The following is a 24,908-nucleotide window of genomic DNA, read 5'->3' as shown; positions in this document are numbered from 1 at the left end:
AACGGCTGGCTAAAATCCAAACGCCCTCTTCGTATCAAGATAGGATTGGGGTTGAAAAAGTAGGTCGTACCAGGCTCGAACTGGTGACCTCTGCCCTGTCAAGGCAGCGCTCTGAACCAACTGAGCTAACGACCTAAGTTCACGCTGCAATATTAAACTTATTTCGCAGAATAGCCAAACCCTAATTTTGTGCTTACACAAATTCCAAGACGGGTATGGTTGTAGTCCTTTTAGTGGTAGGGCAATTGGACAGGATAGGCCGCTAAGAAACGAAAAAAGCCCCAGATTACTCCGGGGCCTAGGTGTTTTTTTTCCGTTTCTTAGTTTCCGGAAACTTCTTCTAGTTGCTCTTCCGATGCTTCGGGAGTGTCCTCAGAAGGAGTCTCTATTACTTCCTCTTCCCACAGTTCCTCAGACTGAGATTCTTCGATAGAAGATTCAATGGGTTCAGAAAGTTCTTCTTCTACTTTTTTTTGGCCGCAAGAGGCTACTGCCAATGCTGCAGCGATAGTCATCGCAATGATGCTTGTTTTCATTTTCTTAATTGCTTTTTTTATGTCTACTTAGACGCCGCAAAGGTACGAATAAATTGAGTAATAATTACAAATGGTAGTATGAAAAAATAAATGGAAGATAATTTACTTTAATGGCTACTTATATCTTTCTTTAGTGTGAAATGAAAGGTCGAACCCACATCCAGTTCGGAATCAACCCAAATATTTCCTCCGTAGTTTTCAATAATTTTTTTAGTGATCGCCAGCCCCATACCTGTTCCAGGAAGAGAAGGCTCTCGGTTTAGGCGCTGGAAAATGATAAAAATTCGATCGAAATATTCATCTTCAATCCCCAATCCATTATCCTGCACGGTGATTTCGTAGGCATCGTCTTTATCGATAGCTTTGATGTGGATAAATGGCGTTCTCATTGCTGATCGGTATTTCAGGGCATTGCTGATTAAATTTTGAAAAACCTGCCGTATGGGGACTTGAAAGCCCTGTATGGTAGGAAGGTTTTCCGTAGTGATAACAGCCTTTGACTCTTCGATGGTCTTGCGGAACAGCAATTTGGTTTCTTCCACGATCTCCATCAGGTTGACGGATTCCAGTTGATCTTTTTCCCGACCAACCCGCGAGTATTCCAGCAAGTCTAAAATGATCTGCCGCATTCTCCTGGACCCATCCACGGCAAAGCCGATGTATTGTTTGCCTTTATCGTCGAGTATGTGGCTATACTTTCGCTCGATTTGCCCCAAAAAGCTAGTGATCATCCGCAGCGGTTCCTGTAAGTCGTGTGAGGCCACGTATGCAAATTGTTCTAGCTCTTGATTGGAGATGGCAAGTTCTTTGACCTTTGCTTTCAATTGAGCATTTAGCGCTTTGAGGGAGTTTTCATGTTCTTTTTGTTGGGAGATGTCTGTCATGGCTCCCAAGACCCTCGTGACTGTCCCGAAAGAATCCCGGATAAAGATCGCCCGATCTACTACGTGTGCATAGGTGCCATCAGCACGCAGGAAACGATACTCCTCAATCCAGTGGTTGTTAGGATAGGATGGTTGCATGTATTCGCCGATTTTTTCGCAAATCCGGTCCTTGTCATCGGGGTGTATGAGGCTGATCAAATGTTCCAGCGAGGGGTTTACTTGGTGCACTTTATAGCTGAAAAGGTGTTCGAAGCCTTTGCCCCAAAACAGGGAGTTCTTTGGTACATCAAAGTCCCAAATGGCATCGTTGGTTGCTTCTGCGATTTTTTGAAACCGTTCATTGGACAGGCGGATCTCCTGCTCCGATTTTTTACGATTGCTGATATCTCTAAGAAAGACGCCCAGTTGATCCCATGTTGGATAGATGCCTATTTCCAGCCACTTACCAGATTCCGTATCGTGACTTTCCAGGTGTAGGGAGGTTTTTGTTTTGAGTGCTTCTTGGCATTTTTGCCGAAGGCCGTGTTTTTGGAGTTCTGGCACAGCGTCCCAGATGTTTTTCCCAACGACCCGACCTCGAGGGACATGGAGTAGATTTTCGGCGCTCTTATTCCAATACAGTGTGTTCCAATTCTTGTCCACCGAGAAAAAGGACTCTCCGATGCTCTCCAAGATGTTGTTCCGTTCATTGAGTGCTTGCTCTATCGCTCGCTGATCTGTTTTGTGTTGGTGAATATCCTGCACACTTCCAAACAGTCGTACTACTCTAGTTTCGACAACTTCCACTTTTCCTTCTATTCTCACCCATTTTTCATTGCCAAGAGCAGTCGTAATGGTTGATTCAAATTCAAAAGGTTCGGCCAATTCGATCGCCCGATCAACTTTTTCCTTCACGAACGGTTGGAGTTCCGGTGGGTAAAACCTGATCACCGAGTCCAGTTCGGGTTCGTAATTGGCAGGCACTTCAAAAATATCCCGGGTTATGGGTGACCATTTGTGTGTGCCATTTTCCAAGTCGATTTCCCAAGCACCTACTTTTGCCATTTCGGAGGCGTCTTGGAGCATTCGCTGAAGCTCAAAAATCGGCGTGACGTCTTTACCGTAGGAAAATAAATAGCCGTCGTCTCCAAAAGGGGTAGAAGAGCCCCAGGAAATGTATTTGTAGGTTCCTGTTCTCGTCCGGTACCGGTTGATGAAGTTATCGGCCTGACGTATACCCGTACTGGTTTCCAAAAATTCTACGGAAGTTCCCGGCAGATCGTCTGGATGCACGAAATTACTGAAAGGTTTGTAGAGGATTTCCTTTTCAGAGTAGCCCAAAAGCTTACAAAATGCTGGATTAACCTTCGTAAAATATCCTTTTGGAGATGCAATGGCCAGAATGTCGGGCGACCACTCAAAGAGAAGCCGCATCTGTTCTTCCTGTTGTTTATGTCTGATCTCTCCCCCCAGGTAGTCTACGAGTTGTTCGATAATCTCTAGCCTGTAGTGGACATCGGCCAGTGGTTCGGCACTGTAAAGAACGAGTGTGCCGACGAAGTTTTCATTCTGAGTGATTGGAAATGCCATACAGCTCCGAAGGCCTGTCCGATTGGGAAGACCTACAGGATATAAGCCGCTTTGGTCAGACAAATGATCCCAAGTCTTGGTCTGTTTAGCTTCCCAAACCAACCCGGGTATATGTTCACCAAGACGTATTTTAGCGGGGGGATTGAAGGTTTGCTCATCTGCCTGCAAAGCGTTTTCGACATAAAATGCACTCAGGCTTAAGCTGTCATTTTCTTCACTTTTCAACCAAAATTCAGCTGAATGGAACTCCATTCCATCGCAGAGGGTTTGCAATGTTTCTTCCAGCGTGTACGTCAGCGGATGAGAAGTTTTGAAAAGGGAGGAGATCTTTTGTCGATATAGCTGAGCTAAATCGTTTTTCTTTGTGTCAGAGATATCCCGAAGCACTCCCACCATGCGTAGCGGCCTGCCCGATGAGTCCCGGATCAAATACCCAATTTCCTCTACAAAAGCATAATTACCGTCGCCCTTTCTCCATCTAAAAATTTCCTGCCATTTTAGCCGGGAGGAATCCTCCATAAACGAAACCCATGCTGCCCTGTTTTTTTCGATATCTACCGGATGCTGGGTAACTTCCCAGTCTCTGATAGAAGTGGGTACTTCTTCAGGCTTGTATCCGAAAATTCTTCCATAGGACTCCCCCCAATGAAAGGTGTCCTGCTGAATATCCCAATCATAAATGGCATCGTTGGTTGCTTTATTGATTAGCTCAAAACGTTCGTTGCTTTCGATCAACAGTTGTTCGGCCTGAACGCGTTGGGTGATATCGATACCCATGCATTGAAGCTCATAGGGAGCTCCTGATGCATCTGGCACACAAATAAAATCCCACAGAGTGGTCATCGTGCCGCCATCTTTTGTGGGTTTGTCTATTTCAATTTTTATAATGGATTCCGGATGTTCGATGCATTCGGCGACTGTATCCCTTACTTTTTGCCAATGATAATCCCGGATGGACTCCAAACTTAGGTTTCCCAAGATTTCACCATTTTTATATATCCAGCCAAACTCATCCTGAAATTTCCTATTCACGTACGTATACCTACCCTCTAAATCGGTTCGGATTACATAGTTGGTTTGAGATTCATATAGACCGCGAAAACGTGCTTCGCTTTCGGTAAGCTTTTGATTTGCGTGAATGATATCTGTGATGTCGTTACTGTTGGCAATAAATCCTTGAATATCCGGGTCTTGAGATAAATTCACTAGGGTTGTCCTTATCCAACGCCAGCTACCCTGCCTTGTCTGGAATCGATAGGGGGAGGTAATGGACTGTTTGCCATCTACGATTTGTGCACTTTCCATTTTGACGCGATCGCGATCTTCCGGATGGATGAAAGCATAGGCCGAATTCCCCAGTAAATCTTCGTCGGCATAGTCAAGGTTACGTCTATACGTTGGGCTAACGTACGTGAAGATTCCCTTAGGACTCAGGATTGCGACGAAATCTCCGCCTGCCTGAATCATGGACCTGAAGCGGCGTTCATTCTTTTTGATTTGAAGTTCCGCCTGCTTGAGTTCGGTCACATCCCTTCCTACACAATAGATACGTTGTTGCTCGAGGTCATAATGGGCGGTCCAAACCATCTGGATACAGCGACCATCTCGATGTAGGTAAGCATTTTCAAAATTTTTTACCTTTTTTACCTTAAATAACTCCCGCCAGATTACCAAAGTTGGGTCCAAGTAGTCTTTATGGATGAAATCCGAAAAATGGCGTCCTTCCAATTCTGCGGGGCTGTACCCTAAGATTTCCTTGGAGGCCTTGTTAATTTGAGTAAAACGTCCTTCAGTGTCTAACACGCAGATAAGGTCCAACGAGCTATTTAGAATCGTTCGCAGTTCCCGTTTCTTTTCGGTAAATTCCGTGATATCCTGAAAAATCCCGATGAGCCGTATCGCACGGCCTTCATCATCCCGAATCACATGCGCTTTGGAGACTACGTGAACGATATAACCATCTTTGTTGATAAGCCGCTTTTGAAAATTGTATTCTTTTCCTTCGTTTATGGCCGCATGCATGTGGTCGAAGGCTCGCTCCCGATCCTCGGGATGGATGACTTCTACCGCAGAGGTAAAATCAAGCATAAATTCGCCGGCTTCATAGCCGAGCATCCGAAAAACGCCCGCAGACCACTGTATGGAGTTTGTAAGAAGAAAAAGTTTCCAAGTACCCGACTTGGTTAGGGCTTCTGTAGTCTCTTCTAGTTGGTGTTCCTCTGATTTCTTGCTTTCTTCATCGCTACCCTTTCTCATATCCTAAAGCAATTAGAGTCATAGAACGAAATTTAGCGAATCATAATCGATTTGTCCCCATTTTAACGGATATTTTCCTCCACTAATGGGTTATTTTCGCTTTAAGACTACGAAATCCATGCTATACTCATCCTTTGTGTTCAGATGGTCTACATGTACTCTCTCTGTTTCCTCCCATTCGTCTAGGTTCAGTTCTGGGAAAAAAGTGTCTGCATCTGGTCGGGCATGAACCTCGGTAACAATCAGTTCATCGGTATAAGGTACAGCCTGCCGGTATATTTCTGCTCCACCCAAGATGAACAGCCTGTCGAGGCCTTTGGCTTTTGCAGCCTCTAAAGCATTCTCCAAGGATGAGAATACCGCATGTCCCTCCGGTACTTGGTAAGAGGGATTTCGGGTAACCACATAATGGGTTCTCCCTGGTAGTGGTTTGTCTAGACTTTCGAAGGTTTTCCGTCCCATAACCACGTGGTGCCCCCTTGTGCTCTCTTTAAAATGCTTTAGGTCAGATGGAAGGTGCCAAGGCAAACCATTGGCTTTTCCTATGGCGTTGTTTTCCCCTTTTGCGACGATGATGGATACTTTCAATTCTGTTTTCGTTCGGTAGTAAGTTACTGAGGGCCTAGTGCGTTGGCATAGTCTGCCATTACAAAGGTTTGAGTATTGTCCGTGTCGATATTTACCATGGTAAATTGGGAAGTGGACTTATCTGTTTTGCTTTCAAAGTACATTTCCATGAGACTTCCCTCGGGAAATTTGTCCAAAGTGACTTTGTTATCGGCCTTCATACGTTGGGTTAGGAAAGGACTGTTGTTTCCCCAAAAGGATTGAAGTCCGGGAATGGATTCTTTACTTATCCAATAGGATGCTTCCATGTCCTCGTTGCTGGCACGATATTCATCGCAGGAATAGCCCAAGATATTCTTGGTATTGCCGGTTTTTTCGAACGTAAAGTCCTCGAGCTTATAGTCGGTTTCCTCTTCTTCTACTTCAGCCATTTCGACCATTGAATCCATCATGTTTTGCCAGTCAAGTCCAAAGGCCATGCGGGTTTTTTTGTCGCCTTCCTCTATCAGCATGATGGTGGCATTGTTTTTAAAGTCAAAAATCATGACCGACCGTTCCTTATTTTTCTTGTCGGCGGGATCCACAAATTCCATTCCTGTGAGCTTTTCGTTGCTGCTCAAGTAAGATTTGATCACTACTGGATCTGCTTTCTTTCCATTAGATTCTGTCCCGGTAACCTCCATCTCCGCTACTCCCACAAAGGAGTACGACTCGTCGATCTCTACATTGGTGTTGATGGACTCAAGAATTTTGCTGAAGTCATACCCGGCACCGCCACGTGGTCCGCCGTACAGGTTTCCAAAGGCTTTTTCAAATTGCTTTTGAGTGGCTTTTTCTACCTCGCTGACAACCCGTTTTTCCACAGCCCGTGCGACACCTTCCTCGGCGGCGTTCTTTAGCCTACGAAGTAGTTGCGCCTCTGTCGTAAAGGGACCTACAAAAAAAAGGATCGACATAAAAATGATGGATACAGTTTTCATAGTACTAATCTTTTGGTTTAATTCATAAAGTTACTTAAATAATAATAAACTTCAAAAAAAGGAGGTTTGAATATAAAATAATGTATTTTGTTAAATTTCTAGGATATATTCTATGATTCCAGCATTTTTTCCTTTCGGCCTCGTCACCAATAGCGGGAATTGGTCGTTGAGTTGGATCAAGCGCTCTGCCATGCTGCCAATAAACAATGCTGTGGCAGCAGTGCGGCCTTTTGCTCCGATGATGATCCCATCCGCCTTCATTTCTTTGGCCATTTGAATGATGTCTTCCACTGGATCATCATCTTCATCTTTGGTGTACACTGCATGCACTTTGATGTTTTTAGTGTCGATTTTTCTGATAAATTTTTTGAAGTTTATTTCGGCATGGGTTTGCATGATAGAGGCAAATTCCTCGTAGCTTTTTCCGGTAAAATGGTATCCCGAGGGGACTGTGAATACGTTTTGGCAGATGATTTCAACTTTTTCACCGTTTCGTTCTGCGATGGTGATTGCCTCTTCCATGGCATCTCTGGAATAGTCGGAAAAGTCACTAGGAACCAGCAATTTCTTGATTCTGGGTTTGCTGTTTTCAGGAACAATCAATAAAGAACAACTGGCCCGCCTAGCCAACCTCTGAGAAACCACCCCGGAGCCTGGAAGGGAAACCTTTTTACCTACCAGAATCATATCCGCAGACTTGTCGATGGCTAGTTTGAGGATTTTTTTGGAAAGTTGCCCCTCCTTTACCACATACGCAATCTCGGCCGTCACGTCTTTTCCAAAGTGTGCATCCACCGTTTTTTTCATCTGCGCTTTTCGCTCCTCGATCATTCCGTCAATGAGGTTTGGAAACTCTTTGAGGACCTCCTTAGGTATGTTCAGGTTGCGGATGACATTTGTGAAATAAATTTTTTTGGCCTGGTTTGTCTCAGCAATGAATGCGGCAAACTTTACCAAAGTGGCATCCATATCTGTCTGGTCTAAGCAGACGATCAGTTTCTTGATTTGGTACATGCTGATTTTTACTGCGTTTGGCTAATGGTAAAATAACGTGTATAAAATGGTTAAAAAAAATAACTCCATGTTTTCGAAGATATGCTTTTTTGGGCTTGATAGCAAGAAGCTTTGGGATATTTAGACTATAGATCCGTATGATTGCACATTCCCGGTGTTGGGTGGACACCGGTTTTTTTACCCACTTGCAAGGCAAACTACCCACTTTGGTTATTTGAAAATTAAAGCGTATACCTCCCTGTGCAGGTTACTTTCTGCCCGGCAATTTACAATTACCGATTTCCTATTGTATATTTGTCAGGAGTTCGGGCCAATGACATGTTCAAACTTCACAAATTAATTAAAATGCCGAGTGAAGCCCTTTTTCAAAACCAGGCCTCATCCTACGCCTCAGGGCTCTAGGACCTCGCGTTCACGCAGGATAACAGTGGAAGGTTGCGATCTGAGGGCAGCTCAAATCTTGTTTTACAGGAGGTTTGTAACACTCCAAGGTCCGGACTCTTTATAGAAGTGGGACCATTTAGCAGCGATGCCGAATGGTCCCGCTTTTTTTAGTAGAGCATTCGGAATCGGATGGTCCCTTGGATATTTTTCAAATCATCAATCACCTTGCTGGAATAGGCTTTGTCAATGTCGGTGATTACATAGCCGATTTTCTCGTTAGTTTTCAGGTATTGCCCCACAATGTTTATCTCATGGTTGGCCAAAATTTGGTTGATTTTGGCCATGATGCCTGGTTCGTTTTGGTGAATGTGGATCAGACGGTGTGCGTTGTGTAAAAAAGGCAACTGTATGTTTGGGAAATTTACACTGTTATACGTGTTTCCGGTGTTGATGTATTCCATGATTTTGCCGGGCACAAATTTGGCGATGTTAATCTGCGCCTCCAGCGTACTGCCCCCGATGTGTGGCGTCAAAATAGTGTTTGGGAGGCCCAATAGTTCAGATTCAAATGGTTCGTCGTTGTTTTTTGGTTCGGAAGGAAAGACGTCAATAGCAGCTCCGGCCAAGTGTCCGGATTCCAATGCCTCTTTTAGTGCAGGGATATCCACCACGTGCCCGCGGCTCAAATTTATCAATAGCGCATCTTTCTTCATTTTCTGAAGCCGCTCCCGGTTGATCAGGTTGTGGTTTTCTTTGCGACCATCCACATGCAGACTGATTACATCGCAGGTTTCCAAAAGCGTGTCGAGTGACTCGATTTTGGTGGCATTGCCCAGGGCCAATTTTTCGAGGACATCGTAGTAGTACACATCCATGCCCAGGTTTTCAGCCAAGACAGACAACTGAGCTCCTATATTTCCATATCCAATGATTCCCAGTTTTTTCCCTCGAATTTCAAAACTTCCCGAAGCGGACTTATCCCAAATCCCCTTATGTAGGTTTACGCTCTTATCAAATAGTTTCCTGCGGAGAAAAATAATCTCACCAATCGCCATTTCTACCACCGACCTCGTGTTGCTGAACGGCGCATTGAACACCGCAATGCCTTTTTCCTGGCAGGTTTCTAGATCAATTTGGTTGGTGCCAATGCAAAATGCACCGATGGCGATCAAGCGGTTGGCATTTTCCAGGACCTTTTTGGTAACTTGTGTCTTTGAACGAATCCCGAGCACGGATACCTTTTTGATTTTTTCGGCAAGTTCCTCTTCTGATAGAGCAGAACTCACTACCTCTACGTTATACCCCTCCTGCTTCATCAACTCTACGCCAATGGGATGCACGTTTTCCAGGAGCAACACGTTGATACGGCTTTTTGGGTACGAAAACTTTTTATTCAGCTTATTCACATAGAGTATTTCATCAAAACTCGGGGCTACGTGGTCTGCCTTTGCCAGTACCTTTGGGCGGTTGACATTTTCTGTGAAAGCGTAGAATTTGTTGGCTACGCCGGAGGCTTTGATCTCATAATCGGTGTAGCCATCACCAACCACATAGATGTCTCCTTCTAGATTGAGGCCTTTAATAGTCTCGGGTTTTCCGTTGTTTTTGGAAAGTGGGTTTTCCCGGTTAAAATCTACGATTTGTCCTGCTTCGTCATAAATAAACTCATTGGCAAAGACATTTTCTTCCCGGATGCCGTACTCCGCCACGATAGGGAGAATGAAATCTTTGAAGCCGTTGGAGATGATATAGATGTCCGCAGCGTTTTCCTTCAAAAATTCCTTGTTACGTTGAAACGATGTGGATACCCGGCTTCTAAGTGCCTGGATCAATTCGGAGATCTGCGACTTGTTGGCATTCAGTAGGGACAGGCGCTGTTCTAGGCTTTCCCTAAACGTGACGCTGCCTTCCATACCCCTGTCGGTGATATCTTTGATCGCCTGTAGTTTTTCCTGCTTTTGCGGATCGTCTTGTAGACTGATTTCTCCCAAGATATCCAAGGCTTCCACCTGGGTAAAAGTGCTGTCAAAGTCTATAATGAATTTCTTCGTAACTGTCATTTGGCTGGTGAAATTTATTTAGCGAGACGCAAAATTAACAGATTAAAAAATATTATGAAGGTTTAGTTTGAAATTACTTTAGATTAAAATGTCTCCTATGCATCGAATGGTATGGAGGGAAGACTAGGTATTTAAAACTTCAAACCAACCTGCTTGGACGCAAAAAAGATCGTTTATTTAAGCGTGGATGGAAACTGTTTTCCTATCTTTCGCAGTTATTTCAGCATATCAACAGAAAGGTTTAAAGATGTTACATAAGTTCCTATTAGCAGGGCTGCTGATTAGCCTGTTTAGTTACTGCGCCAATTCCTCCGATCAGGTTCGTTCGGATGATCAGCTCCATCCGCAGGTCTCCGGAGCCTACGGCGATCCGTTGAGTGGTCTTCCTCCGGTTTCTTTGGCACATATGGTTCAGGAGATTCAGCATGAAGGGGTATTTGAGGGGAAAGTCTATGGTACTATCAAGGAGGTCTGCGCCCACAAAGGTTGTTGGATGACGGTCGAGCTACCCGACGGGTCGGATATGCGTGTTACCTTCAAGGATTATGGTTTTTTTGTTCCTAAGAATGCGCAGGGTTTTCGGGTGACCTTAGAGGGCATGGCGGAAAAATCGGTGACAGATGTAGCTACGCTCAAGCATTATGCAGAAGATGCTGGAAAAGCGCAGACTGAAATCGATTCTATTACCGAGCCGGAGGAGTCTGTAGCTTTCGAGGCAGTTGGGGTTGAGATCGAAGAAGGCGCCTAAAGAACATCCGTTAAATTTTTAAATCAAAAAACTATGCCATTGGCACTGGACAATCTACGAGTGGGAAGGGCCTATAGGCTGGTCAATTATGGAGAAGAAAGGACTTTAAAGGTGCTTGAAAAGATCAGCGCCACCAATTTTCGAGTAAAAGACTTGGACACCCTGGAGCTATACGAATTGGAGGAACTTCTGCGATGGGGTAAAGGTCGGGATTACGACTTAGACGAATTAATTTGATAAACAACTATGCATAATACAGATAAAAAAATACCGAGTCTGACGGGTGCGATATTGGGCTGTAAGTGCCCGCATTGCAGGCAAGGAGATCTCTTTCCGGTACCCGTGTACAGTTTTTTGAAGCTGACGGCGGTGAACCGGCAGTGTGCAATTTGTGGGGAGGAGTTTGCACCAGAGCCTGATTTTTTTTATGGTGCGATGTACATCAGCTACGCCTTGTCAGTAGCATTGTTTATTAGCATTATGGTAGCGTTGAATGTATTGTTTGAAGATCCTGCCTTGATGCTTTACATAGGAAGTGTGGTCTTTTTTAATATGCTACTCCTGCCTCTTATGCTGCGGTATTCAAAGACTCTCTATTTGTATGCAGTGGGCCGAATTACCTTCCGAGGATATTGATGGCTTGCTGTAATTAGCATTCAATTTTTTCCGTTTCCGCATATAACTAAGGATTTCATTTCTTTTTGACGAAAAAAAAATGAAAAAAAGTTAAAATTTATTAATTGTTAGTAAAACTTACTAAAACAAAAGCCGTATACACCTGTTGTTAGTTCGCTTAATGGCTTGTAAATGGATCAGATTCTCAATTCAATTGTGGTTCAGGTGACCGATGAGGTATACTTGAAAGACCCGCTAAGCTCGGAGTTGGGCAAGAAAATTATTCATCAGAGTCTTTTTCTGATCGCAGAGTTAGGGATGGAAGGGTTCACCTTTCGGAAGCTAGCTGAGCGGGTGGGGAGTACCGAAGGTGCTATTTATCGATATTTTGAAAACAAACACAAGCTACTGGTATATCTCACCGCTTGGTATTGGGGATGGCTGGAACATCACTTGGTGTTTTACATTTCTAATTTGGCTGATCCACACGAAAAGATGCGTATCGCGATAAAGTTGTTGGTGGAGGGGCCTGATACAAAAAAAAACCAATACCTTGACCCCGAGATGTTGACACAGATCGTAACCGAAGAATCCTACAAGTCATTTTTGACGAAGGAGGTGGATGTAGAAAACCAAAACGGTTATTTCAAACACTTCCACAGATTGAGTGCACGCCTCGTGGCTTTGGTCAAAGAAATAAACCCATCCTATAAATATCCTAAAACCTTGGTTTCTACCCTCATGGAGTCCACGTTACTGCATGCCTATTTTCGAAAACACATGCCTGCAATGACCGAGGTGGGTTTGGTAGGCGATGAAAAGGTAGATTTTTACAATGAGTTGATATTTAAAACCCTGAAGAATGAAAGCTGATTACCTGCAAACGCCTTTGAATCGGTTTTTTAACCTTCTCAAGGAAGAGAAAAAAGAAGTTTATGCGATTTATTTCTATGCGGTACTAAACGGTATCGTCTCCCTTTCCTTGCCACTTGGAATTCAGGCCATCCTCAATTTTATCTTGGGTGGCAGGATGACTACTTCTTGGACATTGTTGGTTGCCATCGTTGCCTTGGGGGTGATTTTTGGGGGATTTCTGCAAATCAGTCAGCTTTACCTGACAGAGAAGTTGCAACAACGAATCTTTAGCAAGTCGGCATTGGAGTTTGCTTATAGGCTTCCGCGTATCAAGCTGGAGGCCTTACGGGGAAAATACGCTCCTGAACTGGTAAATCGGTTTTTTGATACCATCAACCTTCAGAAGGGGCTTTCCAAACTTTTGATCGACTTTAGCACAGCGACCTTGCAGGTCTTTTTTGGTCTGGTACTTCTAGCCGTGTACCACCAATTTTTCATCATCTTTGCGGTCACCCTCATTTTACTTTTATATCTAGTCTTCCGGTTTACAAGCCCCAAAGGTATGCAGACCAGCCTGAAAGAGTCCTCCGCCAAGTACGAGGTGGCTTATTGGCTGGAAGAGATTGGTCGTACACTGGGTACCTTTAAGTTAGCGGGATTTTCCGATTTGCCGTTTGCACGGGTGGACAAATTGGTGAAGAAGTATGTGGACTATAGGAACAGTCACTTTGCCGTCTTGATTTTTCAATATAAGATAATGATTGCGTTTAAGGCGTTGATCGTTGTTTCTTTGTTGGTGGCAGGTAGTATTTTATTGATGAATGACGAGATCAGTATTGGTCAGTTTGTTGCCGCAGAGATCATTATTGTGTTAATCATTGGCTCAGTGGAGAAGTTGATATTGAGTTTGGAGACTGTCTACGATACCTTGACAGCCACTCAAAAGATGGGATTGATCATGGATATGGAGCTGGAACGTACCGAGGGTGTAGACAAGCCGTTGAAGCTTACCAAAGACGGATTGACTTACGAAATCAGAAATTTAACGTATCGGCCGGAGGGAATGGACGTTCCAATTCTGGATAGGATTAATCTGGAGATAAAGGAGGGTGAAAAGGTGGTTGTGACCGGCAAGAGTGGCTCGGGAAAGAGTTCTTTGCTGTACCTAATGGCGGGGTTAATAGAGGGGTATTCCGGCAACATCATCGTGAATAAACTACCGATGGAGACGATTGCCCTGGAAAAGCTACGGGCCATGATTGGAGACAGCCTTTCGCATCAGTCCATTTTTTATGGAACTATTCGGGAAAATATCACCGTAGGAAAGGCAGTAGATGATGAAGAGCGACTCCGTGACATCATCAAGCTCGTGGAGTTGGATGAATACGTTTTCGGGTTAAAGGATGACTTGGAGACCATGCTGCTGCCAGAAGGTAAGCAGTTGAGCCATGCAGTGATCAGTAAGATAGTTTTGGCGCGAAGCATTTATTGCTCGCCTAAGCTGATGCTCTTGGAGGAGGAGTTTAACCACCTGAACAAGAACGATTCCAAGAAGCTGCTGGATTATATCTTCGGTGGCCCTTGGACCCTGGTTGCAGTTTCCAATCAGGAGCAAACGCTGGAACGGGCTGAAACCGTGATTGAACTCGAACGGGGTGAAATAGCCTTTAAAGGAAGCTATCAAGAGTACAAAAAATATTTAGAGGGTAAGAAATCGTAAAACTATGCTTAACATTTCGAATAATTCGGTAAAAGATCGGATCGATCCCTATTCATTTGAGAGTTATAAGCAGACCATTCCTAACAATGAAAGCAGAAAGAGGGTAAGGATTCTACTGTATTCGTTGTTGGTAGCTTTTGTGATGCTGTTTCTTCCTTGGACGCAAAATTTCAGATCACGGGGCATGGTCACGGCGCTCAAGCCAGAGCACAGACCCCAGACGGTGCATTCCATAATACCCGGAAGGATCGAACGTTGGTACGTGCAGGAAGGAGATTATGTAAATAAGGGGGATACCATTCTCTTTATCTCTGAAGTCAAAGATGAATACATGGATCCCGAGCTACTTATGCGTACACAAAGGCAGGTGGAAGCTAAAGCAATGGCGGTTCTTTCCTACGAGGAGAAAGTAAAAGCACAGGCCAATCAAATTAGTGCGCTGGCCGAGAACAACAAACTAAGGAAGGAACAGGCAGAGAATCGCCTCATCCAAGCACAACTAAGTGTGGAGTCGGACAGCATTGTATTGGAGGCCGAAAAGTTAAACTTATCGGTGGCAGTACTTCAACTAGACCGTATGGAAATGCTGTATGAGGAGGGGCTCAAGTCGCTTACCGAGCTAGAGCAGCGTAAGATCAGGTATCAGGAGGCTTTGGCCAAAAAAATCAGTGCAGAGAATAAATTGCTAAGTAGCCGGAACGATTATATCACGGCACAGATCGAATTGAATGCTATTGACAACGATTTTAGGGACAAACTAGCCAAAGCAAATGCGGACCGATATGCAGCGTTATCGGACCAATACGATGCAGAAGCTACGGTAACCAAGTTGGAAAACCAGCTATCAAATTACACCGTCAGATCCGGTATGTACTATGTGCTGGCCCCGCAGTCTGGGTATATCACCAGGGCGATACAGGTGGGCTTGGGTGAGACAATCAAAGAAGGAGCGGAGATAGTCAGTATCATGCCCAAAGATTATTCTTTGGCTGTGGAGCTATATGTCGCCCCTATTGACCTGCCCTTGGTGAAGTTGGGGAATAAGATCCGGTTTATCTTTGACGGTTGGCCTGCCATCGTGTTTTCCGGCTGGCCACAGCTTTCTAATGGTACTTTTGGGGGTAAGGTATATGCGATCGATAATTTTACAAGCACCAACAATATGTACCGAATATTGGTAGTGCCCGATCCAGACGAAGAGCCCTGGCCCGATGCCCTACGACTTGGATCAGGAGCGGATGGGATAGCCCTGCTAAATGACGTACCTGTCTGGTATGAGATCTGGCGTCAGATGAATGGTTTCCCCGCTGATTTCTATACATTGAAAGAGGCTAAAGAAGTAAAAGGCAAGAAGTGAGAATTAGTAAAAATTACCATTGTTTGACTAAACTAAATTCAAAGGTGTTGACACAATCCGAACCATCGAACCAACGAACCCGGTTTCAAAAGAAGAGTGTGTTATTCGTTTTCTTTTTATTCTTGATTGGTACGTCCGCTTTTGGACAGGAAACGCTCACTTACTCGGATTTTTTGGTTTGGGTTAGAGACTATCATCCCTTGGCCAAGCAGGGTGACCTCACATTAGAGTTGGGTAGGCAGGAACTGCGTATGGCTAGGGGAGGCTTTGATCCGATTCTATTTGGAGACCAAAACGAAAAGAAATATAACAATACGCCATACTACAATAAGCGTGAAGGCGGCATCGTGCTTCCTACGATGGCAGGTGTCGAATTCAAGGGTGTATTTGAACAAAATACCGGAACCTATCTAAATTCGGAAAACACCGTGCCCCAAAATGGCCTTCTCGCAGCTGGAGCCTCGGTAAATTTGGGAGAAGGCCTGTTTATCGATCGAAGGAGGGCAGCATTGCGACAGGCTCAGGTGTATGCGAATGCCACCGAAGAAGAAAGGCGGTTTTTATTAAATAACCTCTATTTAGATGCTACGTTTGCCTATTGGGATTGGGCAAAGGCTTATGCCGATCTTGCCGTATTTCAGGAAGGTGTGACCTTGGCCCAAATTCGGTTTGAGGGCATTAAATCCAGTTTTGAGTTTGGCGATCTGCCTGCTATAGATACCGTTGAAGCCTATACGCAGGTGTTGAACCGCATTATACGGCTACAAAACGCAGAAAATACGTTTTTCGCTAAAACCCAAGAGCTGAATGTTTTCCTGTGGGATGAAGAGGAGAACCCCATTTTTTTGAACCCAGACATTCTGCCCATGAGTCTGACTGCCGGCACACCGGATGTAGTTGATATCGCAGAGTTACGGGATGTTTTACCGGGACATCCAGAACTTAGACTGTTGGACTACGATCTCGAGTTCCTGGATATTGATAGGCGTTGGAAGGCAGAACAGCTCAAGCCAATAGTAAAGGTAAACTACAACTTTCTTTCTGAAACGGTGAGCCCGTTAGAGACGGGGCCGTTTTTTGAGAACGACTACAAGTGGGGCATCAGCATCAGCACTCCATTGTTTTTACGAAGAGAACGTGGAGCGTTGGGAGTAACCCGTGCAAAGATCAACATGACGCAATACAAGCGGGATTTGAGTGTACAAAAATTGATGGCCAGTTTGGAAAAGGAGTACAATAGTTTTTTGGTGCTGGGGAGACAGCAGGTGACTTTTGACAGTAATATTCAGGGTTTGCAGCGTCTGCTGGAGGGTGAGCGTATCAGATTTGAGCAGGGTGAAAGTTCGTTGTTTTTGATCAATGCACGGGAGGTAGCTCTATTTGATGCATTGGTCGTGTTGAATTCCATCAATGCAGATCGAAAAATTGCCATTTCCAAGGTTCGGGTTGCCGCTGGACTTGGCTTTGAGGAATAATTCTAGCAGCTATTCGATGAGAGGTTTTAATTTTTCGAAGGTCAGTGGCTTTTCGATAAAACCGCTAACGTAAGGAAATTCTTTTGCCCGTTGGCGGTCCTGAAAATCAATACTACTGGAAAGCATGATTATCTTATCTTCTCTGCCAGTGCCGATTCTGGCATACTCCTCCAAAAAATCCCATCCATTCATTACCGGCATATTGATATCTACCAAGATCAATAATTTTTTCCCAGGTTCCATGGATTGAATATCGAAGAGCGCAACCTCTGCCTCTAAAAATTCTTTGGTTGTCGGGGATATTTGCAACTTGTTTATCAACCGTTTATTTATCAGGTTATTTATTGGATCATCGTCAATTAAAACAATAAGGTGGAACAGGTGCATTGATTGCTTGCTTGGAATGAATAAAATAGGTACGTATAGGTTCAGGAGTGTAGCGAAACGTTTAAATTATACGGTCAAACTCAACGATAGTACAAAATTACAGACAAAAATAAAAAAAAACAGGGAGGGTTTTAAGCCTCCCTGTTAGAAATATCACAAAACGTGCGGGATTACATCATTCCGCCCATTCCGCCGCCTCCGTGCATATGCTGTCCGCCGGCAGGTGACTCTTCCTTGATGTCTGCTACCACACATTCGGTAGTAAGCAGTAACGCTGCGATTGAAGAAGCATTTTCCAATGCCAATCGGGTTACTTTAGTAGGATCGATCACACCTGCTTCAAACAGATCTTCAAACTTGTCAGTTCTTGCGTTGTAGCCGAAGTCCCCTTCACTTTCTTTGATTCTGTTAACGACTACAGAACCTTCTCCGCCGGAGTTTGCTACAATCGTACGTAGAGGAGATTCTACCGCTTGACGGATAATATTGATACCAGTGTCCTCGTCGTCGTTAGCGCCTTTCAGACTGTCAAGTACCTTTGCAGCTCTGATCAATGCTACACCACCTCCGACAACAACACCTTCTTGTACCGCTGCTCGGGTAGCATGCAATGCATCGTCTACACGGTCTTTTTTCTCTTTCATTTCCACTTCAGTAGCTGCTCCTATGTAAAGGATGGCCACGCCACCAGAAAGCTTAGCTAATCTTTCCTGAAGCTTTTCTCTGTCGTAATCAGAGGTTGTTTTTTCGATCTGTGTTTTGATCTCGTTGATTCGGCCTTGGATGGCTTCTTTTTCACCGGAACCGTTTACGATCGTTGTATTGTCCTTGTCAATGTTGATTTTCTCAGCAGTACCAAGGTAGTCGATGGTTACGTTTTCCAACTTGTATCCTCTTTCTTCTGAGATTACGGTTCCACCTGTAAGGATCGCGATGTCTTCCAACATGGCTTTTCTACGGTCACCGAATCCAGGCGCCTTTACAGCAGCTACTTTTAATGCACCTCTGATCTTGTTTACCACCAGTGTAGCCAACGCTTCTCCGTCTACGTCTTCAGCGATGATCAACAGAGGACGTCCTGACTGCGCTACTGGCTCAAGTACTGGAAGCAATTCTTTCATCGCAGAGATCTTCTTATCGTAGATCAGGATGAAAGGGTTTTCCAGTTCCGCTTCCATTTTCTCGGTGTTGGTAGTGAAATAAGGAGAGAGGTAACCCCGGTCAAACTGCATACCTTCCACAGTCTTCACTTCGGTTTCGGTACCTTTTGCTTCTTCAACGGTGATCACACCGTCTTTACCTACCTTTTCCATCGCATCGGCAATCATGTTTCCGATCTCTTCGTCGTTGTTGGCGGAGATGGTTCCTACTTGCGCGATTTCTTTGCTGGTAGAGATTTGCTTGGAAGAATTTTTGAGGGATTTAACCACAGCCTCTACGGCTTTGTCAATACCCCTTTTCAAATCCATCGGATTGGCACCGGCAGCTACGTTTTTGATACCTACTGAGAAGATAGACTGCGCAAGAACGGTGGCTGTAGTTGTACCGTCTCCAGCGTCGTCAGCGGTCTTAGAAGCAACTTCTTTTACCAACTGAGCGCCCATGTTTTCGATGGCGTTTTCCAGTTCAATTTCTTTGGCCACAGTCACACCGTCTTTGGTGATGGCAGGGGCGCCAAATTTCTTATCAATGATTACGTTTCTTCCCTTAGGTCCTAAAGTGACCTTTACTGCATCTGCAAGAGCGTCTACGCCTTTTTTTAACCTGTCTCTAGCGTCTGTTTTGAAAAATAATTCCTTAGCCATTTTCTTTTCTTAATTTAGTTGTTTGAATTGATGGATGAGTGATTAAAGGATCGCGAAAATATCGGCTTCCCTCATGATCAAATAATCAGTACCGTCAACATTTAGCTCGGTGCCTGAATACTTCCCGTAAAGCACGGTGTCACCTACCTTTACTGTCAATGGCTCATCTTTTTTGCCGTTACCTACTGCTACGATCGTGCCCTTTTGAGGCTTCTCTTTGGCAGTGTCAGGAATGTAAAGGCCTGAGGCGGTTTTTTCTTCGGCTGCAGCGGGTTCTACCAAAACCCGGTCTGCTAAAGGTTTAATGTTCACTTTTGACATTTGTTTAGCTATTTAATAAAGTTAAATTTCAACAATTACATTACCCCATATAACACTTTTTATGCCAATCGACGGAAACTGGCAAATACTGCCATATCGTCGCTGTATCCTGGGTTGTGCATGTCAGGTTTGCAGACAATCGCTAAAAAGAATCTGACATTTTTTCGTCAAGGGGTTGATCTGCATGTCAGTTTTTGCTATTTTTTCGTCTGTAAATGTGGAACATATGGTTACGTTGTCTGAAAATTGGTTATCTGAGGGTTGGATGGATTTTGAATATAAAAAATACATCCTGCTGGCCTATCTCAAGTATGTCAACGAGCAGTTTAGAGAGGTGAAACTCTATCCACCGCTCGGTGAATTGATTCAACATTATGAAAAGCTCCGGGCACTTGAATCCGGAAAATCGCTCATGAAGTCTTCGTTTCCGAAAGAGTTTAATGGCATAGAATGGGAAAAACTCAGCCTCTCCTACAGGGAGAAATTGCAGGAGGATGAATGGGTGAAAGAAATGCAATCTATCGTGGATTATGCCATTCCTCAGATAAAGCGGCATATCGAGGAGGGAAAGACCATCTATGAAATAATCGAAAAAGGAATTGCTATTGAGCCTGTCGGGATCACTCCCATCTATCAGCGGGAGGGCTACGCTCTGCTGACCTTTGACCGCAGCAAGGAGATTTTTATCTACAGGTATACGGTAAGTGTTTTTCACCACAGCGGTGATGTTCTAAGGGGTATCGCATTACGGTTTATTGAAATGGTTCGGCATTCACTGGTGAATACCCTACAGAAAATTAAACTGGATCTTGCCAAGCGTTTTACCGATTTGCCCAACCCATCGGCTTGGCATATCCATTCGGAAAAACGGGTCCCCTTTGAGGAGAGTCTGGTGCCCATAAGCAAAAGACTGCTGCTAAAAACAATCAATGCCTAAGCGGAGACCGCTTAGGCATTGATTGTAGGGGAGGGAATATACCTTTCAGGTACGTTTAATCTTCTTTCTTTAACAGCGATTTTTCTTCCCTCGTCAAAATAGGCGTAGGAGCCACAGGTGCCTTTTCCATCGCCATTTCACGTTGTTTTTCCTTGTTTTTGATAATTTCTGCTCCTGGTTTCGCAAACAAGATCTGATATGCTTCTGAAAAGCTTTCGGCTTTTTTCAAATCTTTGAAGATATCTATCCACTCATGGAACACCAGATAGACGGGGTTGTAAGAATCCACATTCTTGGTGATACCATAAGTAGGGCGCTCTTTTTCAGGCATAAAGGTTCCAAACATCCGATCCCAGATAATGAAGGTTGATCCATAATTCTTGTCCAAATAGTGCGCATCGCTGGCATGATGAACCCGGTGATGGGAGGGGGTAGTGAAGAAATATTCAATCGGTGCAGGCAGCTTGGTGATGTATTCAGTATGAATCCAGAATTGATACAACACCGCGATCTGATGGCAAATGAAGAAAACGAAAGGGTCAAATCCCATAAACATCACAGGAACGAAAAATATGATCTTGATATGCTGCGTCCATCCCAAACGGAACGAAACGGAGAAATTATATTTTCTTGAATTATGATGCGTAATGTGGGTAGCCCACCAAAACCGCTGTTCGTGAGAGATACGATGTGCCCAATACCTGGCAAAATCAACCGCAAAGAAACAAAGGATAAAGGACCACCAAGTAGCGGGGATTTTAAAAGGGCTGATATTCCAGAAGAAAAGCGCAATACCAAAGGTGAATACTTTGATGAGTGCACTGATACCTACATTGACTAAGCCAATCGTAGCGGCGGCCATAAAATCCTTGCCATCGTACGAGTCGCGGTTCTTGTAGAGACTTAAACCCCATTCTGCAAAAACAAGAAAAAACATGACTGGGGCTGCCCACATAATGATGTTTGGCCAATTTTCGGCACCCAGATCCTGCATGGTTAAGTGGTTTTCAAACATAAGGTATTGTTGATTTTGTTGATAATAACTTAAGTTGAAAGGTACGAAAAAATATCTTTTTTATCAATGGGTCTTTTTTTCTTGGAGGGTTTCGCGGGTTTATTCCATCGTTTCAAATCACTTTTTCCTCGATAGTATCCGATGGTGAATCAATAAGACCCGTTATAAGGTGGTATACCGCAAGCGATAGAGGAAATAAAAAAACCTCTGAAAATCGATAGGGATTTTTCAGAGGTTTTTTCTAATTGGGAGAAGGACGATGTCTACTCTTCCTCTGGAGTCTCCTCCAATAATAGCTCCTCACCTTCCTGTGGCACAGGAAGTAAGGAATTATCATCGAAGCTTGGTGTTAGGATTTGCTTTCTGGCATTTTCAATATTTGGTGAGCTGATAGAGCTGCTGCTTGTACCCTTAAAGGCAGAAGAAGCAAGTGAAAGCGCCAAAATACAGATTGCCAATACCCAAGTAGTTTTCTCCAAGATATTACCGGTCTTAGTTACTCCCATTATTTGAGAAGCACTTCCGCCAAAAGCGGCACCTACGCCCCCTTTTGAATTTTGGCCTAGGATTACCAAAATCAATAAAACCGCTAACACAATGATGATTCCAATGAATATAGTAAACATACTCTACGTTATTTTTTTTCTAGTTCATTAATACAATCCGCAAAGTAAGCCTTTTTATCTGGATATTTCAACTGTAGCTTCTCATAAATTGCGATGGCTTCTACAAGTTTTTTTTGCTTAACCAGGATCTTGGCAAAACTCTCCGATACCATGGAATCATTGAGTTGCGTGCTGCTGATGGATAGATCCTCTGGCTCCTCAATTGGATCTGTCGGGTTTGCTAGTGGGGCTAAGCGGGTGTTTTTTTTCGCAAACCGGTTGATTAACGCGATTTGTTCTTTACGCTTTTCGCTGGGAATTTCTTTCTTCTTCTTTTTTTTGATGGCTTCGATCAGCTCATCGGCCGGCTGCTCTTCATGTTCTTCCGTGCTTTCCTTCCTCATCTTCTCTGATTCCGGCTCGATGGATGTATCGCCGTGGCTATTTTCCTGTAGCTTAGAGAGGTTTTCTTCCAGTTGCTTCAGCACCTGTTGGCGTTTGGATATGGGATCTATGGGAGATTGTTCAAGCAGCGGTTGTTCTGGTCCTTGCGGGTTATTGTCAGATTCATCCGGTGTAGAAACATCTAATTTTGTTGCGGGTGACGCTTCAGGCTGTGTTTCCGACTGGGGAACCTCTTCTTCCTCCTGTTCTATGGCGGGCAGGGTCGGTTCATTTTGGGTTGCGGGGATAAAATCCCAATCACCGTAAACCAACTCCTTGAGGCGTTTTCGGTTGGGGACCCTAATCGCAGCATTGGAGATACATTCGGTTGCTGACTCGTTTTTTTGGCGTACAGCAATCCTGGCGGCCAAGATGCAGGGAATGCTAAAATATGGGTAGGCAGCCGACAGCTGCAGGGCCAGCATTAAGTCCCCGTCCTGAAGGTCGTTTCCCCGATTTACCATGTCCAAAAATTCCTTAGCCGTCACCGTTTATCCGATTGTTTTCCTAAATATAAAATTTAAAATCTAAACTTACCAGTTTGCCACGGTGGAAGTGAAGACGTCTTGAATGATATTTTCGAAGATCACCTCTACTAGTTCTGTTTCTACCTGCAAAAGTGAAGTATTTCTGGGGTCATAGTCTTGGAAGAAGTTGAAGGTACGTTTCATGTTTTCAGATTCGTCCGCCAGATTTACAAACTCTACTTCCACGGCGATGGTGATACGCATTTGCCCGGCTCGGTCCGGTTGGTTAGGGCTTTGACTGGATACCGTTGCCTGGGGAGTGATCGTATAGCGACTGATGGCCCCGGAAAACTGCAGGTCCCCATTGCTACGAATGAGTTCCAGTTGGGTATTTCGTTGGAAATAGTCCTTTAGGTTTTCCGTAAAAAGCTGTCCCATGTTTGCAGGACCGCCACCGGAATCGTTGAAGAAGTTTTCTACCGAGAAGGTTTGCGTGACATTGTAGTCCAGAGTGGTTCCGGTAAAGCTATATTCTACCTTGCACGAGGTAAGAAAAAAAACCAGTGTCATAACCGAAAAGGTCCAGACAGATTTGTTATTCCTCAATATCATATTGCTTAATCTTACGGTATAGCGTTCTTTCGGAAATCCCCAAATCCTGTGCCGCATACTTTCGCTTGTTGCCATGTTTTTTCAATGCCCGGATGATCAACTCCTTTTCTTTCTTCTCGATCGATAGGGAGTGGTCATCTTCCTCGTGTGCGATGTCTTCGATGGCGTCTTCCTGGTAGTCTCTTTTGGGTAGGCTTCGATCTGAGGGCTCGGATTCGGGTAAATTTTCCAATACCAACGGCAGGCTGGATGTCATTGGCTCCTCTGAGGCAAAATTTTCTCCGTGGGAGTCCATGTCTTCAAACAGGCCCTGGTGTTTTTTCATGATGGACTGGTTGAGTCCGCCCGATTGATAGGTTTCTAAGACGAGTTTCTTGAGATCCGTCATGTCCTTTTTCATATCAAAGAGCACTTTGTAAAGGAGCTCTCTTTCTGAAAAATCCTGACTTTCAGATCCCTGTCGACTTCCAGGCAACGTGACAGGAAGGTTGTAGCTCGTGGCGGGGAGGTATTTGGCCAGGGTATTGGCATCCACGTCCCGCGAGTTTTCCAATAGCGAAATCTGCTCGGCCAGGTTTTTTAGTTGACGGATATTGCCAGGAAATGGAAACTTGAGCAAGAGGGCCTTGGCTTCCTCTGTCAAGGTAATGGGTTTCACATGATAGCGGTCTGAGAAGTCAGACGAAAACTTTCGGAACAGCAAGATAATATCTTCGCCCCGCTGCCGCAAAGGAGGCACATATATGGGCACTGTATTCAATCTGTAATAAAGGTCTTCTCTGAATTTACCCTTTTCTACGGCTTTAATCAAGTTCACATTGGTAGCGGCAATTACCCGCACATCGGTCTTTTGAACCTTGGAGGATCCTACCTTAATAAACTCACCGTTTTCGAGCACACGCAGTAGCCTAGCTTGAGTTCCCAAAGGCATTTCACCGATTTCATCCAAGAAAATTGACCCGCCGTCTGTTACCTCAAAATACCCTTTTCGAGCTTCGTAGGCGCCTGTAAAGGACCCTTTCTCGTGCCCGAACAGTTCGGAATCAATTGTTCCTTCTGGTATCGCACCACAATTGATGGCGATAAACTTTCCATGTTTTCGGGTGCTGAGCGAGTGGATAATCTTTGAAAAGGACTCCTTCCCACTACCACTCTCTCCGGTGATTAACACGGTCATGTCAGTAGGAGAGGCCTGCATGGCTACTTGTATAGCGTGGTTAAGCAGCGGGCTATTACCGATTATTCCAAACCGCTGCTTTACACTTAGAATTTCCGAATCACTGATCATCATCATA

General features: G+C 44.4%; 22 protein-coding genes and 1 tRNA gene. 8 read left to right on the top strand and 15 right to left on the bottom strand.

Annotation, left to right across the window (positions count from 1 at the left end; translation table 11 throughout):
* Positions 1 to 60: 60 nt before the first annotated feature.
* The 7 genes from JJU34_RS16050 to serA form a co-directional block, all read right to left on the bottom strand.
* Positions 61 to 135: transfer RNA gene (locus JJU34_RS16050), tRNA-Val, on the bottom strand.
* 185 nt (positions 136 to 320) lie between these two features.
* Positions 321 to 536: a hypothetical protein gene (locus JJU34_RS16045; protein ID WP_228693415.1), complete on the bottom strand. Its 216-nt coding sequence runs from the start codon at positions 534 to 536 to the stop codon at positions 321 to 323.
* 107 nt (positions 537 to 643) lie between these two features.
* The gene (locus JJU34_RS16040) at positions 644 to 5,245 is read right to left on the bottom strand and encodes a PAS domain S-box protein (RefSeq protein ID WP_228693414.1); all 4,602 of its coding nucleotides are present in this window, start codon (positions 5,243 to 5,245) and stop codon (positions 644 to 646) included.
* Between the two features lie 90 nt (positions 5,246 to 5,335).
* A complete protein-coding gene (locus JJU34_RS16035) occupies positions 5,336 to 5,833 on the bottom strand; it encodes a dihydrofolate reductase (protein ID WP_228693413.1) in 498 nt (165 codons plus the stop codon).
* 23 nt (positions 5,834 to 5,856) lie between these two features.
* Positions 5,857 to 6,792 carry a DUF4412 domain-containing protein gene (locus JJU34_RS16030; RefSeq protein WP_228693412.1) on the bottom strand — a complete coding sequence of 312 codons (936 nt, stop codon included), beginning with the start codon at positions 6,790 to 6,792 and terminating at the stop codon, positions 5,857 to 5,859.
* A 90-nt stretch (positions 6,793 to 6,882) separates the two neighbouring features.
* Entirely contained in the window at positions 6,883 to 7,806 is a 924-nt protein-coding gene (locus JJU34_RS16025; RefSeq protein ID WP_228693411.1) for a universal stress protein, read from the bottom strand.
* Between the two features lie 551 nt (positions 7,807 to 8,357).
* Positions 8,358 to 10,250: a phosphoglycerate dehydrogenase gene (serA, locus tag JJU34_RS16020; RefSeq protein ID WP_228693410.1), complete on the bottom strand. Its 1,893-nt coding sequence runs from the start codon at positions 10,248 to 10,250 to the stop codon at positions 8,358 to 8,360.
* Positions 10,251 to 10,497: 247 nt separating this feature from the next.
* Here serA and JJU34_RS16015 point away from each other — a divergent pair, with 247 nt between their 5' ends.
* From JJU34_RS16015 to JJU34_RS15985, 7 genes are all read left to right on the top strand, one after another.
* Positions 10,498 to 10,998: a DUF4920 domain-containing protein gene (locus tag JJU34_RS16015; RefSeq protein WP_228693409.1), complete on the top strand. Its 501-nt coding sequence runs from the start codon at positions 10,498 to 10,500 to the stop codon at positions 10,996 to 10,998.
* Between the two features lie 33 nt (positions 10,999 to 11,031).
* The gene (locus JJU34_RS16010; protein WP_228693408.1) at positions 11,032 to 11,235 is read left to right on the top strand and encodes a hypothetical protein; all 204 of its coding nucleotides are present in this window, start codon (positions 11,032 to 11,034) and stop codon (positions 11,233 to 11,235) included.
* A 9-nt stretch (positions 11,236 to 11,244) separates the two neighbouring features.
* Positions 11,245 to 11,634: a DUF983 domain-containing protein gene (locus JJU34_RS16005; RefSeq protein WP_228693407.1), complete on the top strand. Its 390-nt coding sequence runs from the start codon at positions 11,245 to 11,247 to the stop codon at positions 11,632 to 11,634.
* A gap of 171 nt (positions 11,635 to 11,805) precedes the next feature.
* Positions 11,806 to 12,486 (top strand): TetR/AcrR family transcriptional regulator, encoded by a 681-nt coding sequence (locus tag JJU34_RS16000; protein WP_228693406.1) that lies wholly within the window; start codon positions 11,806 to 11,808, stop codon positions 12,484 to 12,486.
* The gene (locus JJU34_RS15995) at positions 12,476 to 14,188 is read left to right on the top strand and encodes an ATP-binding cassette domain-containing protein (protein ID WP_228693405.1); all 1,713 of its coding nucleotides are present in this window, start codon (positions 12,476 to 12,478) and stop codon (positions 14,186 to 14,188) included. The genes JJU34_RS16000 and JJU34_RS15995 overlap by 11 nt, the downstream gene beginning before the upstream one ends.
* Positions 14,189 to 14,192: 4 nt before the next feature.
* Positions 14,193 to 15,545 carry a biotin/lipoyl-binding protein gene (locus tag JJU34_RS15990; RefSeq protein WP_228693404.1) on the top strand — a complete coding sequence of 451 codons (1,353 nt, stop codon included), beginning with the start codon at positions 14,193 to 14,195 and terminating at the stop codon, positions 15,543 to 15,545.
* A gap of 23 nt (positions 15,546 to 15,568) precedes the next feature.
* Positions 15,569 to 17,020 (top strand): TolC family protein, encoded by a 1,452-nt coding sequence (locus tag JJU34_RS15985; RefSeq protein ID WP_228693403.1) that lies wholly within the window; start codon positions 15,569 to 15,571, stop codon positions 17,018 to 17,020.
* A gap of 9 nt (positions 17,021 to 17,029) precedes the next feature.
* Here the strand turns inward: JJU34_RS15985 and JJU34_RS15980 are convergent, their stop codons facing one another.
* The 3 genes from JJU34_RS15980 to JJU34_RS15970 all read right to left on the bottom strand — a co-directional run bounded on the left by JJU34_RS15980 (position 17,030) and on the right by JJU34_RS15970 (position 19,533).
* Positions 17,030 to 17,407: a response regulator gene (locus JJU34_RS15980; protein WP_228693402.1), complete on the bottom strand. Its 378-nt coding sequence runs from the start codon at positions 17,405 to 17,407 to the stop codon at positions 17,030 to 17,032.
* A 170-nt stretch (positions 17,408 to 17,577) separates the two neighbouring features.
* On the bottom strand, positions 17,578 to 19,212 hold the full coding sequence (groL, locus tag JJU34_RS15975) for a chaperonin GroEL (protein WP_228693401.1): 1,635 nt from the start codon (positions 19,210 to 19,212) through the stop codon (positions 17,578 to 17,580).
* A 42-nt stretch (positions 19,213 to 19,254) separates the two neighbouring features.
* Complete coding sequence (locus JJU34_RS15970; protein ID WP_209330265.1) at positions 19,255 to 19,533, bottom strand: co-chaperone GroES; 279 nt, start codon at positions 19,531 to 19,533, stop codon at positions 19,255 to 19,257.
* A gap of 226 nt (positions 19,534 to 19,759) precedes the next feature.
* On the opposite strand from JJU34_RS15970, the gene JJU34_RS15965 reads away from it, so the two are divergent.
* Complete coding sequence (locus tag JJU34_RS15965; RefSeq protein WP_228693400.1) at positions 19,760 to 20,470, top strand: hypothetical protein; 711 nt, start codon at positions 19,760 to 19,762, stop codon at positions 20,468 to 20,470.
* Positions 20,471 to 20,525: 55 nt separating this feature from the next.
* On the opposite strand, the gene JJU34_RS15960 is transcribed toward JJU34_RS15965, so the two are convergent.
* The 5 genes from JJU34_RS15960 to JJU34_RS15940 form a co-directional block, all read right to left on the bottom strand.
* Entirely contained in the window at positions 20,526 to 21,485 is a 960-nt protein-coding gene (locus JJU34_RS15960; RefSeq protein ID WP_228693399.1) for a sterol desaturase family protein, read from the bottom strand.
* A 263-nt stretch (positions 21,486 to 21,748) separates the two neighbouring features.
* A complete protein-coding gene (secG, locus tag JJU34_RS15955) occupies positions 21,749 to 22,111 on the bottom strand; it encodes a preprotein translocase subunit SecG (RefSeq protein WP_228693398.1) in 363 nt (120 codons plus the stop codon).
* Between the two features lie 8 nt (positions 22,112 to 22,119).
* Positions 22,120 to 23,022: a hypothetical protein gene (locus JJU34_RS15950; RefSeq protein ID WP_228693397.1), complete on the bottom strand. Its 903-nt coding sequence runs from the start codon at positions 23,020 to 23,022 to the stop codon at positions 22,120 to 22,122.
* A 45-nt stretch (positions 23,023 to 23,067) separates the two neighbouring features.
* Positions 23,068 to 23,571 (bottom strand): LptE family protein, encoded by a 504-nt coding sequence (locus JJU34_RS15945; protein WP_228693396.1) that lies wholly within the window; start codon positions 23,569 to 23,571, stop codon positions 23,068 to 23,070.
* A 25-nt stretch (positions 23,572 to 23,596) separates the two neighbouring features.
* Positions 23,597 to 24,901 carry a sigma-54 dependent transcriptional regulator gene (locus JJU34_RS15940; RefSeq protein WP_228693434.1) on the bottom strand — a complete coding sequence of 435 codons (1,305 nt, stop codon included), beginning with the start codon at positions 24,899 to 24,901 and terminating at the stop codon, positions 23,597 to 23,599.
* Positions 24,902 to 24,908: the final 7 nt, after the last annotated feature.

Origin of the sequence: Lunatimonas sp. (assembly GCF_020832325.1) — a bacterium.
Classification (GTDB): Bacteria; Bacteroidota; Bacteroidia; order Cytophagales; family Cyclobacteriaceae; genus Lunatimonas.
The sequence above is the reverse complement of the archived record's forward strand: the minus strand, read 5'-3'. Positions and strand labels throughout refer to the sequence as shown.

What these genes read in the sequence shown, in the direction of transcription:
- JJU34_RS16040 (WP_228693414.1), bottom strand. Translation starts at nt 5,245, where the DNA reads ATGAGAAAGGGTAGCGATGAAGAAAGCAAGAAATCAGAGGAACACCAA.
- JJU34_RS15990 (WP_228693404.1), top strand. Translation starts at nt 14,193, where the DNA reads ATGCTTAACATTTCGAATAATTCGGTAAAAGATCGGATCGATCCCTAT.
- JJU34_RS16005 (WP_228693407.1), top strand. Translation starts at nt 11,245, where the DNA reads ATGCATAATACAGATAAAAAAATACCGAGTCTGACGGGTGCGATATTG.
- JJU34_RS16010 (WP_228693408.1), top strand. Translation starts at nt 11,032, where the DNA reads ATGCCATTGGCACTGGACAATCTACGAGTGGGAAGGGCCTATAGGCTG.
- JJU34_RS15940 (WP_228693434.1), bottom strand. Translation starts at nt 24,901, where the DNA reads ATGATCAGTGATTCGGAAATTCTAAGTGTAAAGCAGCGGTTTGGAATA.
- JJU34_RS16030 (WP_228693412.1), bottom strand. Translation starts at nt 6,792, where the DNA reads ATGAAAACTGTATCCATCATTTTTATGTCGATCCTTTTTTTTGTAGGT.
- JJU34_RS16045 (WP_228693415.1), bottom strand. Translation starts at nt 536, where the DNA reads ATGAAAACAAGCATCATTGCGATGACTATCGCTGCAGCATTGGCAGTA.
- JJU34_RS16025 (WP_228693411.1), bottom strand. Translation starts at nt 7,806, where the DNA reads ATGTACCAAATCAAGAAACTGATCGTCTGCTTAGACCAGACAGATATG.
- JJU34_RS15980 (WP_228693402.1), bottom strand. Translation starts at nt 17,407, where the DNA reads ATGCACCTGTTCCACCTTATTGTTTTAATTGACGATGATCCAATAAAT.
- secG (WP_228693398.1), bottom strand. Translation starts at nt 22,111, where the DNA reads ATGTTTACTATATTCATTGGAATCATCATTGTGTTAGCGGTTTTATTG.
- JJU34_RS16015 (WP_228693409.1), top strand. Translation starts at nt 10,498, where the DNA reads ATGTTACATAAGTTCCTATTAGCAGGGCTGCTGATTAGCCTGTTTAGT.
- JJU34_RS15960 (WP_228693399.1), bottom strand. Translation starts at nt 21,485, where the DNA reads ATGTTTGAAAACCACTTAACCATGCAGGATCTGGGTGCCGAAAATTGG.
- JJU34_RS15970 (WP_209330265.1), bottom strand. Translation starts at nt 19,533, where the DNA reads ATGTCAAAAGTGAACATTAAACCTTTAGCAGACCGGGTTTTGGTAGAA.
- serA (WP_228693410.1), bottom strand. Translation starts at nt 10,250, where the DNA reads ATGACAGTTACGAAGAAATTCATTATAGACTTTGACAGCACTTTTACC.
- JJU34_RS15945 (WP_228693396.1), bottom strand. Translation starts at nt 23,571, where the DNA reads ATGACACTGGTTTTTTTTCTTACCTCGTGCAAGGTAGAATATAGCTTT.
- JJU34_RS15965 (WP_228693400.1), top strand. Translation starts at nt 19,760, where the DNA reads ATGGTTACGTTGTCTGAAAATTGGTTATCTGAGGGTTGGATGGATTTT.
- JJU34_RS15995 (WP_228693405.1), top strand. Translation starts at nt 12,476, where the DNA reads ATGAAAGCTGATTACCTGCAAACGCCTTTGAATCGGTTTTTTAACCTT.
- groL (WP_228693401.1), bottom strand. Translation starts at nt 19,212, where the DNA reads ATGGCTAAGGAATTATTTTTCAAAACAGACGCTAGAGACAGGTTAAAA.
- JJU34_RS16000 (WP_228693406.1), top strand. Translation starts at nt 11,806, where the DNA reads ATGGATCAGATTCTCAATTCAATTGTGGTTCAGGTGACCGATGAGGTA.